The organism is Janthinobacterium sp. SUN118 (assembly GCF_030397695.1).
Lineage (GTDB): Bacteria > Pseudomonadota > Gammaproteobacteria > Burkholderiales > Burkholderiaceae_D > Janthinobacterium.
In genome coordinates this window covers 309764-322307 of the sequence record NZ_JAPUBV010000001.1, presented here as the reverse complement: position 1 = coordinate 322307, position 12544 = coordinate 309764, and the positions used below count along the sequence as shown (strand labels likewise).

General features: G+C 66.1%; 11 protein-coding genes. 5 read left to right on the top strand and 6 right to left on the bottom strand.

From position 1 onward, the window contains the following. Positions 1-297: 297 nt before the first annotated feature. The 3 genes from O0880_RS01535 to O0880_RS01525 all read right to left on the bottom strand — a co-directional run bounded on the left by O0880_RS01535 (position 298) and on the right by O0880_RS01525 (position 1943). Positions 298-885: a GNAT family protein gene (locus O0880_RS01535; protein WP_289884695.1), complete on the bottom strand. Its 588-nt coding sequence runs from the start codon at positions 883-885 to the stop codon at positions 298-300. Positions 886-899: 14 nt separating this feature from the next. Next, positions 900-1481: an NnrU family protein gene (locus O0880_RS01530; protein ID WP_289884693.1), complete on the bottom strand. Its 582-nt coding sequence runs from the start codon at positions 1479-1481 to the stop codon at positions 900-902. Between the two features lie 69 nt (positions 1482-1550). Further along, positions 1551-1943 carry an Imm10 family immunity protein gene (locus O0880_RS01525; protein WP_071321881.1) on the bottom strand — a complete coding sequence of 131 codons (393 nt, stop codon included), beginning with the start codon at positions 1941-1943 and terminating at the stop codon, positions 1551-1553. Between the two features lie 144 nt (positions 1944-2087). Between O0880_RS01525 and O0880_RS01520 the strand changes: the two genes are divergently transcribed. The 3 genes from O0880_RS01520 (at position 2088) to O0880_RS01510 (ending at position 3823) form a co-directional block, all read left to right on the top strand. After that, positions 2088-2504, top strand: a complete 417-nt coding sequence (locus tag O0880_RS01520; RefSeq protein WP_289884690.1) for a GNAT family N-acetyltransferase — start codon at positions 2088-2090, stop codon at positions 2502-2504. Between the two features lie 7 nt (positions 2505-2511). Continuing rightward, entirely contained in the window at positions 2512-3258 is a 747-nt protein-coding gene (locus O0880_RS01515; protein ID WP_289884689.1) for a M56 family metallopeptidase, read from the top strand. A 64-nt stretch (positions 3259-3322) separates the two neighbouring features. Continuing rightward, a complete protein-coding gene (locus O0880_RS01510) occupies positions 3323-3823 on the top strand; it encodes a hypothetical protein (protein WP_071321878.1) in 501 nt (166 codons plus the stop codon). A gap of 3 nt (positions 3824-3826) precedes the next feature. Here the strand turns inward: O0880_RS01510 and O0880_RS01505 are convergent, their stop codons facing one another. Beyond that, complete coding sequence (locus O0880_RS01505; RefSeq protein WP_289884688.1) at positions 3827-4627, bottom strand: class I SAM-dependent methyltransferase; 801 nt, start codon at positions 4625-4627, stop codon at positions 3827-3829. A gap of 321 nt (positions 4628-4948) precedes the next feature. On the opposite strand from O0880_RS01505, the gene O0880_RS01500 reads away from it, so the two are divergent. Both O0880_RS01500 and O0880_RS01495 read left to right on the top strand, forming a co-directional pair. Then, complete coding sequence (locus O0880_RS01500) at positions 4949-8302, top strand: MHYT domain-containing protein (RefSeq protein WP_289884685.1); 3354 nt, start codon at positions 4949-4951, stop codon at positions 8300-8302. Beyond that, the gene (locus O0880_RS01495; RefSeq protein ID WP_289884683.1) at positions 8299-9318 is read left to right on the top strand and encodes an HD domain-containing phosphohydrolase; all 1020 of its coding nucleotides are present in this window, start codon (positions 8299-8301) and stop codon (positions 9316-9318) included. The genes O0880_RS01500 and O0880_RS01495 overlap by 4 nt, the downstream gene beginning before the upstream one ends. A 342-nt stretch (positions 9319-9660) precedes the next feature. Here O0880_RS01495 and O0880_RS01490 read toward each other — a convergent pair whose 3' ends face one another. Further along, a complete protein-coding gene (locus O0880_RS01490; RefSeq protein WP_071321875.1) occupies positions 9661-11979 on the bottom strand; it encodes an NADP-dependent malic enzyme in 2319 nt (772 codons plus the stop codon). A gap of 193 nt (positions 11980-12172) precedes the next feature. After that, entirely contained in the window at positions 12173-12535 is a 363-nt protein-coding gene (locus O0880_RS01485) for a hypothetical protein (RefSeq protein WP_289884681.1), read from the bottom strand. Positions 12536-12544: the final 9 nt, after the last annotated feature.

Genomic DNA, 12544 nt, shown 5'->3' with positions numbered 1-12544 from the left:
CCCAGCGGCAACAGGAGAGCCAGGCCGACAGGCCAGGCTTCCCCTGGGAATCGAACCCAGCCGGCATCGCGCATGCGCCGATCGAGGAAACGGGAGCACCGGCCATCCACCCGCGACAATACCTGCCATGTAGCAATGCCGCATGGCGACAGCAAAGCAGGCCCCCGACCATGACGCCGGCCGGGACTCGGCACAACGCCATGCTGGCGGAGACACGCAAGAAGCGCCGGCATAGCTACCTTATGCAAGGTACAAGCCATTCTCGTGCCTGCCATATCCGGCAATACCCTGAACTTGTCAGCGCCCCAGCCGGTGCTCCAGGCCCGCCTTCACGCCCGCCCACTCCGTATCGATGATGCTGAAACGCACGGAATTGCGTTTGCGGCCGTCGGGCATGATGCGTTCGTGGCGCACGATGCCTTCCTGCACGGCGCCCAGGCGCAGGATGGCGGCGCGCGATTTCTCGTTCAGTTCGTCGGTCGTCAATTGCACGCGCACGGCGTGCATGGCGTCGAAGGCGTGCGTCAGCAGCAGCAATTTCGCTTCCGTGTTCACGCCCGAGCGCTGCGCCGAGGCGGCCAGCCAGGTGTGGCCGATTTCCATCTTGCGGTTGACGCGGTCGATCTTCCAGAAGCGCGTGCTGCCGACGATGGCGCCCGTGGCGCGCTGCACGATGACGAAGGGCATGACCGTGCCGGCACGCCGGCCTTCGATGGCCGTGGCGATGTAGCGCGCCATGCTGTCGGGGCCAGGCACGACGGTGACGGTCATGTTCCACAACTCGCCATCGGCGGCCGCCTGCAGCAGCTGCGGACCGTGCTCGGGCTGCAGCGGCAGCAGCTCGACCAGCTGGCCACGCAAGGCGATCTCCATCGCTGGATCCATTTTTTTCCTCCTCCTCAATAGCCAAACGGCCGCACGCCAAACAGCACGCCGTGCAGCCAGAATGCCAGCAGCAGCCACAGCGCGACACCGGCGCCGATGGCGGCCAGGGTGCCTTTCAGCGTGCCGCCCTGGTATGCGGCGCCGGCCGCGCGGTCGCGCTGCACGGCGGAATACAGGTCGACCGACGACCAGATGAGGAAAGCGCCGAACAGCAGCACATCGGCCAAGGTGCCATTGGCCAGCAGATGGGCGGCGGCCCACAGTTGCGTGCCCAGCAGCATGGGGTGGTGCACGAGCGTCTTGATGCGGTTGCGCGGCACGTTCGCCGCCGCCAGCAGTATCAGCGAAAACAGCATCAGCAGGCCGCTGACGTGGCGCAAGCCCATCGGTGGCGTCCATAGCGCCAGCGGCTGCTGGCGCGCCAGGGCGTAGCCCCAGACGATCAAGCCCAGGCCCAGCAGGGCCAGCAGCGAATAGACGCCCTTCCAGCGCCGCTCGCCCAGGCGGGCCAGCTGGGCGCCGCGCCAGCCGTCGGCGACGATGCGCACCGAGTGCAAGCCCAGGAACAACAGCAAACCGAGTATCAGCACAGTCATCGTCTTCTCCCCCACTCCATACCCGCTATCGAGCATAGACGACACCGCGACCGGCGCCGTCCACGCAGATCAACGTTCCTCGCGATAGTAGTCGCAGCCCTCGAATGTGGTGCGCAGCGCCTGCTGCAGCTGGGCGTAGCGCTCGGGCGTCAAGTTGAAACGCACGTCGATCTGGCCGTCGTCGTCCATCTGCATGGCCGCTTCCGCATCCATCTGCACGGACAGGCGGTTCGGATGCAGGATCACGGCGTGCATGTGGCCATACCACGCGAACTCCTGGCCGCAGTACTCGATATACGGCTCGTCCATGCCCAGCGCCACGTCCTGCTCGTCGTAGTCATCGGCGCGCTGCAGCATCAGGTAGACGGGCTCGCCCTTGCCGGCCGGCGCGGCCAGGGTGGTGATCAGGGCGTCGTCTTCATTGACGACGGACAACTCGGTGGCGGTAAATCCTGCGGACATGGCGTGCTTTCAACAAATGGGTGGATGGCGCCACCATAGCGCAAAAGCGGCGCGGACAGAATACCCGCGACAAATAAAGCGTGCCGCCCCTGGCGGTGATCGCCGCCTATAATTGCCGTTACCACAAATTCACAGGAGACCGCCTTGAGCGCAGCATCGCCCTACACCACCCACCTTGCCATTCCATCGGCCGCCACTTACCAGCACCTGCGCGTAGCTTCCGGCCTGAGCGCGAAGACCGCGGCCGCGGCCGCCAGGGGCTTGCCCAATTCCCTGTTTGCCGTGCAAGTGCTGCATGGCGACGAGGTGGTCGGCATGGGGCGCGTCATCGGCGATGGCGGCTGCTTCTATCAGGTGGTCGACATTGCCGTGCTGCCGGCCCACCAGGGCAAAGGCCTGGGCAAGGTGATCATGCGCGAAATCCGCCAGTTCATCGACAGCGACGTGCCGGAAAGCGCGTATGTCAGCCTGATCGCCGATGGCCAGGCGCAAGACCTGTACGCGCAGTTTGGCTTCAAGCACACGGCGCCCGCCTCCGTCGGCATGGCGCTGAAGCGCTAGGCGACCGGTGCCAGCCTGGCTGCTATTCACACTCGCGCTGGCGCTGCTGCTGTCGGCGGGCACCTGGCGGGCCGAGCGCATGCTGCGGCGGCGCGGGCGCCGGACGCGCTGGCCATGGCTGGCGGCGATGGCCGCGTCCGTGCTGCTGCCGCTGCCATGGCTGCCCGGCGTGCTGGCGGCCCTGCCGCCGGCACAGTCGCAGCTGAAACTGGCCTGGTTCATGTTATCGGGCGGCATGCTGCTGATGTTGGCGCTGCGCAGCGCCTGGCTGCTGTCGCACCAGCGGCGCTGGCAAAAAACCAGCTTGCTGGGCGCGCCCGTCTTCCTCAGCGGCGGCATCGGTCCCTGCGTGGCGGGCCTGCTGCGGCCGCGCATCGTGATGCCCGTCTGGCTGTCGCTGATTCCGCAGCAGCAACAGGCGCTGCTGCTGGCGCATGAGCAATGCCGGCTGGCCGCGCGCGACCCGCAATGGCTGGCCCTGGCCTACGCCCTGATTATCCTCATGCCGTGGAACCTGCCCCTGTGGTGGCAGTTGCACCGGCTGCGCTTTGCCATCGAAGTCGATTGCGACGCGCGCATGCTGGCGCAGGGCCACGCGCCGCGCGACTATGCCGCCGTCCTGCGCCGGCACGGCCAGTATTATTCGGGCTTGACGGGCGCCTCGCCCATCGTGCTGAACGACCCGCGCGCACTGCGCCGGCGCCGCCACCTGATGGCCAGATTTACCCGGAAGCAGGCGGCGAACTTGCTATAGTAGCGGCAGCGGCGCGCAGTACGCCCGCGCCCCCGGCTTCCCCATCAGAAATCAGAGAGATACCATGCTTTACCTGCTTGCCATCGTGATCGTCATCGCCCTGCTGTACTACGTCTTCAGCGGCCGCACGCCCGTCAAACCGCTGCACAAGCCACTCGTCTCGGTGCGCCAGTACGTGCCGGCGATACCTGCGGGCGCACCGGCGCACCACTGGAGCGATGGCGGCCGCTTTGCCTCGGAAGTGGAAAACGAATCGATGTACCAGCCCGCCATCGCCAAGCTGGCCGGCGAGCACGGCCCCGGCAACGCGGAAGAAAAATGCCTGGCCCTGCTCGTCTGCGACGACGCCAACCCGTTCCAGGACAAGGCCATCGCCGTCTTCATCGATGGCCAGCTGGTCGGCTACCTGTCGCACAACGACGCGCTGCGCCTGCGCCGCAACCTGGGCCGCCAGGACCTGGTGGGCCAGCTGACCTCGTGCGACGCCGTCATCCGCGGCGGCGGACTGTGGAATGGCAAGCGTTTGTCATACGCCGTCTGGCTCGATCTGCAGCCCTACAATTAACGCCTATGCCGCGCGCGCCAGCCTGACGGCGCGCGTGGCGATAAAGCTGGGCAGGTACTTTTCAATTTCAAAGCGCGGGTGGGGATGCATTTCCTCGTGGTAGCCCGCCAGCACGAAGCCCGCCGCCAGCTGGCCGCCGATCTGGCTGTCCAGGCCATGGCCGAAGAGCAGCGCCTCGCCCCTCTCCATGCGCGCCGCCAGCGCGTCCGGCGCCATATCCTCCACGTCCGAATACGGCAGCACGAAACGCGGGCGTATCAAGCCCTGCCGCGCCCATTGCGGGTCGCGGTCGCCGATGAACACGGCCGGATTGAAAAAGCTGCTCAAGAGCACGCCGCCATCGGCCAGCACGCGCGCGCATTCGCGCCACACGGGGGCGATGTCGGGCACATACTGGTTCGACACGGGATGGACGATGACATCGAAACCGGCATCGGCAAAGCAGGCCAGGTCCCGCATGTCGCCCTGCACGGTGGCCAGCTGCAAGCCGTCGCGCTCGGCCACCATGCGGTCTTTCGCCAGTTGCTGGTCAGACAGGTCGAAGACGGTCACGTGCGCCCCGGCGGCGGCCAGCACGGGCGCCTGCTGCCCGCCGGCGCCGGCCAGGCACAGGATGCGCTGGCCCCGCACGTCGCCCAGCCAGCCGGCAGGCAGGGGGCCGGGCGTCAGGTGGACTTGCCACTGCCCGGCGCGCGCCGCGGCGATGGTGGCGCTGTCGACGGGCTGCGACCACGGGCTGTTCTGTGCAGCCTGGGCATCCCAGGCTTGCTGATTATGCTGCAAGAAGTTGCTGCTTGAGGGCATCGTCATCCTTTCAGAAAAAACAGGGCGCGAATGTAGCATGACGGCGGCACGCCTGTCGCACTTTGCAGAAAAACCACACAATTCCCAGTTGCAACTTTCCTCCCGACACGGCAATTCCATGGGCACGGCAAGGCGGGTACGCCACTTTCCTGCCGTCGGATGCATTGCACGACAGACAAAATAATTACAATTAAGATATTTGTTTCCGGAAATCTGGTAAGGTAATCCGCATCGGCCACCCGACCACCTGTCGCGGCGACCGGCCCCGAACCTTGCCGTACCTTGATTCCAGCGCCACGACGCTCTACCAGTCTGCCTACGATGATACCTGCCAGCGTCCAACAGCTGTTCCGCCTTCCCGCCGATCCGGCCCTGCTGCACTTCGGCCTGTATGAGCCGGGCCTCGTGCTGCTGTCCGTCGTGATCGCCATTTTCACGTCGTGGATGGCCTTCCAAATGACGGTCTACAGCCGCGCGCAGGCTAGCATCAGCCGCCAGCTGCATCTGCTGTGCCTGCTGGCCGGCAGCCTGGCCCTCGGCTGCGGCGTGTGGGCCATGCATTTCGTCGGCATGCTGGCCTTCGACCTGTGCACCAGCGTCGACTATGCCCCGGGTTTGACCCTGCTGTCGATCGTGCCCAGCGTGGCGGCCTCGTTCGTGGCCCTGTCCACCATCAGCCGGCGCGCCGTCTCGGCGCCGCTGCTGCTGCGCAGCGGGCTGCTGGTGGGCCTGGGCATCGGCGCCATGCACTACACGGGCATGCACGCCATGCGCGTCGGCCTGTCGCTGCGCTACGAGCCGCTGCTGTTCGCGCTGTCCTTGCTCGTTGCCGTCGTGCTGGCCACGCTGGCCCTGTGGATACGCTTCGGCCTGCGCGGCTGGAGCGCGGCCCTGGGGCCGTCGCAGCGCAACCTGATCAGCGCCTGCGTCATGGGCAGCGCAATTTCTGGCATGCATTACATGGGCATGTATGCGGCCCGCTTCGTCGGCACTATTCCTCCTGGCAACGATGCCGATGCGAACCGCCCCATGCTCGTGGTCTGCGTGACCCTGCTCACCGTCGCCCTAACCATCTTCGTCGCCTCGGCCGTCGGCGTGCTGCGCTACCGCGAACTGTTCCGCCACCTGAACCAGAGCGAAAACTGGACGCGTTCCCTGCTGACGAGCACCGTCGACGGCGTCATCACCATCGACAGGGCGGGCAACATCGTCGACTTCAACGGCGCCGCCGAGCGCATCCTCGGCTGGCGCCAGGCCGATATTCTCGGCCGCCACGTCAGCGTGCTGGTCAGCGATGTGCGCGAGTCCGAGCGGCACGGCTTGCTGCACTACCTGCGCACGGGCGAAGGCGAGGCCGTCCACGCCAGCGAGGAAATCATGTACCTGCGCAAGGATGGTGCCCCGGTGGCCGTGCAGCGCTCGATGGCCAGCGCGCGCCTGGCCGACCAGGACCTGTATGTGCTGTTCATTACGGACATCAGCGAACGGCGCGCCATGCTGGCCGCCCTGCGCGAAAGCGAACAGCAGTTGCGCTCGCTGGTCGGCAACCTGCCCGGCATCGCGTTCCGCTGCACCACGGCAGAAAACCAGCCCATGCTGTTCATCAGCGACGGCGTGGAAGCCATCACCGGCTATGCGCCGGCCGACTTCCTCGGCGCCACGCCGCGCCGCACCATCACGGGCCTGATCGCCGTCGAAGACCGCGCCTACGTGGTCGACGTCTTCAACCGCAGCGTCGCCAGCGGCGAACCCTACCTGCTCGAATATCGGCTGCAGCACGCAGACGGCCGCCTGCGCTGGCTGTGGGAACGCGGCACCGTCGTGCACGATCCGGTAGCGGCCGCGCGCTGGGTCGACGGCGTCATCCTCGACATCAGCGAGCGCCGGCAAATGGAGGAAGACTTGCGCATGGCCAAGGAAAAAGCGGAGCTGGCCGCCGCCACGCGGGCCAGCTTTGTCGCCAACATGAGCCATGAGATCCGCACGCCGATGAATTCCATCCTCGGCTTCACGGACGTGCTGCTGGACTCGCCGCTGACGCCGGAACAGCGGCGCCACCTGGACACGGTACGCCAGTCCGGGCGCTCGCTGTTGCGCCTGCTAAATGAAGTGCTCGACACGGCCAAGCTGGACAAAGGCGCGGTGGCGCTGGAACTGCGCGACTACAGCCTGCTGGCCCTGGTCGACGAACTCGCTTCCACGTACGGCATCCATGCGCGCGCCAAGGGCTTGCGCATGGAGGTGCAGTACGACCCGCAACTGCCGGCCCTGCTGCATGGCGATGAATTGCGCATGCGGCAAGTACTGGGCAACCTGCTCGACAACGCCATCAAGTTCACGGCCAGCGGCGCCGTCAGCCTGGCCGCCCGCCGCGACAATGGCCAGCTGCACCTGCTGGTGCAGGACAGCGGCATCGGCATCGCCGCCGAGCGCCGCGACGCCATCTTTGAACCGTTCGTGCAGGCGGACGCCTCGACCACGCGGCGCTATGGCGGCACGGGCCTGGGCACCACCATCAGCAAGCAGCTGGTGACCCTGATGCAGGGCAGCATCTGGGCCGATGCCGCCTTGCCGCACGGCAGTGTATTCCACGTGATGCTGCCGCTGGCGCCGGCGCGCCAGCAGGCGCTGCCCGCCAGCGAACGGCGCAGCGTGCACCTGCCGCCGCTGCGCGTGCTGGCCGCCGACGACGTGCCGCAAAACCTGGAACTGCTGTGCTTGCTGTTGCGCAAGCGCGGCCATACGGTGGAAACGGCCAGCGATGGCGAACTGGCCCTGCAGATGACGCAGCAGCACGATTTCGACGTACTGCTGCTGGACTTGCAAATGCCGCGCATGGATGGCCTGGCCGCCACGCAGGCGATCCGCGCCGCCGCCCTGCGCGACGGCCGCGCGCGCGTGCCCGTGATCGCCATGACGGCCAGCGTGCTGGCCGCGCACCGCAAGGCGGCGCTGGCGGCCGGCATGGACGGCTTCGCCACCAAGCCCGTCGAATGGCAAGCCCTGTCGCATGAAATCGCGCGCGTGCTGGGCCTGGACGCGGACCCGGCCGACGCTGGCGCCGGCCCGGCCGCGCCGGCGGGCCGGCGCGTGCTGCACCATGCGGGCGCCCTGCAGCGCTGGGCCGGCAACGAGAGCGCCTACCGCGGCGCCCTGCTCCGTTTCGCCAGCGAGCATCCGCGCCTGCCGCCGGCGCTGCTGGCCGCCATCGAGGCCGGCTCGCCAGCCCCGATCCTGGCCCTCAGCCACAAACTGCGGGGCGTGGCGGCCAATCTGGGGCTGGAGCAGCTGGCGGCGAGCCTGGCGACGCTGGAACAGCTGTGCGCCACGTCCGGCCCCGCCCCGGCGCAGCAGCGGGACGAAACCGTGGGCGCCCTGCTGACGCAATGGCCGGCGGCCCTGGCCGCCATCGCCAGACTGGCGCCGCCCGCCGCCAAGGCCGAGGCGCTGCACGCCAGCGATCTCCCCGCCGTGCGGCAAGCGGCCGGCACGCTGCTGCAAGCCCTGCGGCGCGGCGAACTCGATGACGCGGCGCAAGCCCGCCTGCAGCAGGCCATGGGCGCGCAAGCGGCCCGGCTGGCGCCGCTCGTGCACGCCATCGACGACTTTGACTTTTCCCTGGCACAGTCGCTGTTGCACGACGTGCTGCAATCGTTCGAACGGGAGTCCCCATGAATGTGCTACGCCCGCACAAGCCCCTGCTGCTGGTCGTCGACGACGAAGCGGCCAACCTGCAATTGCTGCGCCAGATCTTGCAGGACGATTACGCGCTGCTGTTCGCCAAGGATGGCGCGCGCGCGCTGGAACTGGCGCGGCAGGAACGCCCGGCCCTGATCCTGCTCGACGTGATGATGCCCGGCATGAGCGGCCACGACGCGTGCCGCCGCCTGAAAGCCGAAGCCCTGACCCGCGCCATCCCCGTCATCTTTGTCACGGCCCTCAACGACATGCGCGACGAACTCAGCGGTTTCGAGGCCGGCGCCGTCGACTACATCACCAAGCCGCTCAGCCCCGCCATCGTGCGCGCCCGCGTGCGCACCCACCTGTCGCTGGTGCGCATCGACGAGTTGAAGGAAACGCGGCTGCAGATCGTCCAGCGTCTGGGCCTGGCCGCCGAATACAAGGACAATGAAACGGGCCTGCACGTGATCCGCATGAGCCATTACGCGCGCCTGCTGGGCGTGGCCGCCGGCATGGACGAGGCGCAGGCGGACGACCTGCTGCACGCGGCGCCCATGCACGACGTCGGCAAGATCGGCATCCCGGACCGCATCCTGCAAAAGCCGGGCAAGCTCGACGCGGACGAATGGGCCATCATGCAGACGCACGCAGGCATCGGTGCCGACATCATCGGCCAGCACGCGCCCGGCGGCATGCTGGCGCTGGCGCACGAGATTGCCCTCAGTCACCATGAAAAATGGGATGGCAGCGGCTATCCGCGCGGTTTGGCGGGAGAGGACATTCCGCTGGCGGGCCGCATCGTCGCCGTGGCCGACGTCTTCGACGCACTGACCTCGGCCCGCCCGTACAAGCGCGCCTGGCCCGTCACGGACGCCGTCGCCTACCTGCAGCAACAGCAGGACAGCCATTTCGATGCGCACCTGGTCGACCTGTTCATCGGGCAGTTGCCCGCCATCGACGCCATCCGCCTGCGCTGGGCGGAGAAAGAGGACAAGCACGCGCAGGCGTGAGGAGTGAACTCCCGCCACGTCCGGTGTTGTTGCGTCACACAAGGATGTGTCGAACACGATGGTGTCGACGCCGATGCAGACCACTGGAAGGGCCAGGAGTTCGCTTCCATTATGGCTGGCAAGCGACAATGCATTTTGATGCACATCAAATAGACCTGCATTTCCTGCCAACCCGCTTGTGCATGGTCTGGGCCTGTGCTTTTTTTGACCCGCATCAAGCCCGGCACGACAACCGCGCCGCCGATGGCGCCCATGCCGGACTTGCCCGTGCCGCTGGCGCACTGACGTAAAAAAGCCGCGCCACCCTTGCGGATGGCGCGGCTTTCAGGCGACAGCCCAGCCTTAGACTTTACGCTGCGCTACCGCATCGACCACGCACAGTGCCGTCATGTTGACGATGCGGCGCACGGTGGCCGATGGCGTCAGGATGTGCACGGGCTTGGCGCAGCCGAGCAGGATCGGGCCCACGGCGATGCCGTTGCCGGCGGCCGTCTTCACCAGGTTATAGGCGATGTTGGCCGATTCGATGTTCGGCATGACCAGCAGGTTGGCGTCGTTCTTCAGTGCCGAATGCGGCATGATTTTTTGACGCAGCTTGCTGTCCAGGGCCGTATCGCCGTGCATTTCGCCGTCGATTTCCAGCTCCGGCGCGCGTTCCTTGATGATGGCCAGCGCGGCGCGCATCTTTTGCGCCGAGGCGCTGTCGCTGGAACCGAAGTTCGAGTGCGACAGCAGGGCCGCGCGCGGCGACAGGCCGAAACGGGTCATCTCTTCGGCGGCCATGATGGTGATCTCGGCCAATTGCTCGGCGTCCGGGTTTTCGTTGACGTGCGTGTCGACCATCACCAGCTGGCGTTCCGGCATGATCAAGACGTTCATGGCGGCGTAGACATTGCTGCCGGCGCGCTTGCCCAGCACCTGGTCGATGTATTTCAGGTGCAGCTGCGTAGTGCCGAAGGTGCCGCAGATCATGCCGTCGGCGTCGCCCTTGTGGATCATCATCGAACCGATCAGGGTGTGGCGGCGGCGCATTTCCAGTTTCGCGTATTCCTCGGTGACGCCCTTGCGGCTCGTCATGTCGTAGTACGTATTCCAGTAATCGCGATAGCGCTCGTCGAAGTCGGGGTTGATGACGTCGAAATCGACGCCCTGCTTCAGGCGCAGGCCGAACTTCTGGATGCGCGCTTCGAGCACGGGCGGACGGCCGACGAGGATGGGACGCGCCAGTTTTTCATCGACCACCACTTGCACGGCGCGCAGCACGCGCTCTTCTTCGCCTTCGGCGTAGACGATGCGCTTCAGGTCGGCCGGCGTGGACTTGGCCATCAGGAACAGCGGCTTCATGAAGGTGCCGCTGCGGTAGACGAATTGCTGCAGGCTGTCCGCGTACGCCTGCAAGTCCTTGATCGGACGCGTGGCCACGCCCGAATCCTCGGCCGCCTTGGCCACCGCTGGCGCGATCTTGATCAGCAGGCGCGGATCGAACGGCATCGGGATCAGGTATTCAGGACCGAACGACAGGTTGCTGATGCCGTACGTGGTGGCCACGATGTCCGACTGCTCGGCATGCGCCAGGTCGGCGATCGCGTGCACCACGGCGATTTCCATTTCGCGCGTGATGGTGGTGGCGCCGCAATCGAGGGCGCCGCGGAAGATGTACGGGAAGCACAGCACGTTGTTGACCTGGTTCGGGTAATCCGAACGGCCGGTGGCGATGATGGCGTCGCTGCGCACGGCCTTGACTTCTTCCGGCAGGATTTCCGGATTCGGGTTGGCCAGCGCCAGGATCAAAGGATTCGGCGCCATCTTGCGCACCATGTCCTGTTTCAGCACGCCGCCGGCGGAAACGCCGAGGAAAATGTCGGCGTCCGGGATGATCTCGCCCAGGGTGCGCAGCGGCGTGTCTTGCGCGAAGCGTTCCTTGTCCGGGTCCATCAGTTCCGTGCGGCCCTTGTAGACGACGCCGGCCAGGTCGGTGACGTAGATGTTTTTCAGCGGAAACCCCAGGTCGACGATCAGGTCCAGGCAGGCCAGCGCCGCCGCGCCCGCGCCCGACACGACCAGCTTGCAGTCCTCGATTTTCTTGCCGACGGCTTTCAGGCCGTTCAGGATGGCCGCGCCGACGATGATGGCGGTGCCGTGCTGGTCGTCATGGAAGACGGGAATCTTCATGCGGTCGCGCAGCTGGCGCTCGATGTAGAAGCACTCGGGCGCCTTGATGTCTTCCAGGTTCACGCCGCCGAAGGTCGGTTCCAGCGAGGCGATGATGTCGACCAGCTTGTCCGGATCCATCTCGTTGATTTCGATGTCGAAGACGTCGATGCCGGCGAACTTCTTGAACAGCACGCCCTTGCCTTCCATCACCGGCTTGGCGGCCAGCGGGCCGATGTTACCCAGGCCCAGCACGGCCGTGCCGTTGGTGATGACGGCCACCAGGTTGCCGCGCGCCGTGTATTTATAGGCATTGGCCGGATCGATCACGATTTCTTCGCAGGGAGCGGCCACGCCTGGCGAGTAGGCCAGCGCCAGGTCGCGCTGGTTGGTCAGTTGTTTGGTGGGCGTCACGCTGATTTTGCCGGGGCGCGGGCACTCGTGGTACTCGAGTGCGGCCAAGCGCAATTGTTGACGCAATTCTTCTTTTTTATCAGATGACGAATCCATGCTGTGCTGCCTTCCTGTTTGGTCGATCGGGGTGCTTCCGATTTTATCAGACCGATACTTTCAATTAGCTAGGTATTTTCCGCTAGCCACAGTCTGATATCACGAAAACGCATAACCTCGCATTGTAAGGCCGTCCGGCAGCACAAACGTCCTGAACAGGAAAAACTATCAAATTTTATATTTCAATTAGTTTTTATGATGACGCGCCAGGCGCGCGCCACAGCGGCAGCGCTTCGACGGCGCGCTCGATATCGTCCATGTCATCGGCGCCCAGGGTGGTGTCGAACGGCGCGGACAGGATGCTGCGCATCAGCGCCAGGCGGGTCGTGGCTTGCTGCCCGTCGATGAAACGGGTGGTCTCCGCGCAGTAGCGCGCGCGGCGCTGTGCATCGGCGCCGTCATCGTCGCCATCCGGATAGTAATGGCGGCCGATGTGGTGCAGCGACTGCAGCAGGAATTCGATCTCGCGCAGGATGCGCAACGCATCCTCGCCGGACAGCACGATGCGGCGGTTGGCGGGCAACAAGACTGGCGGCGTGGTGGCGGGTGTGGTCATGGCAGCGAT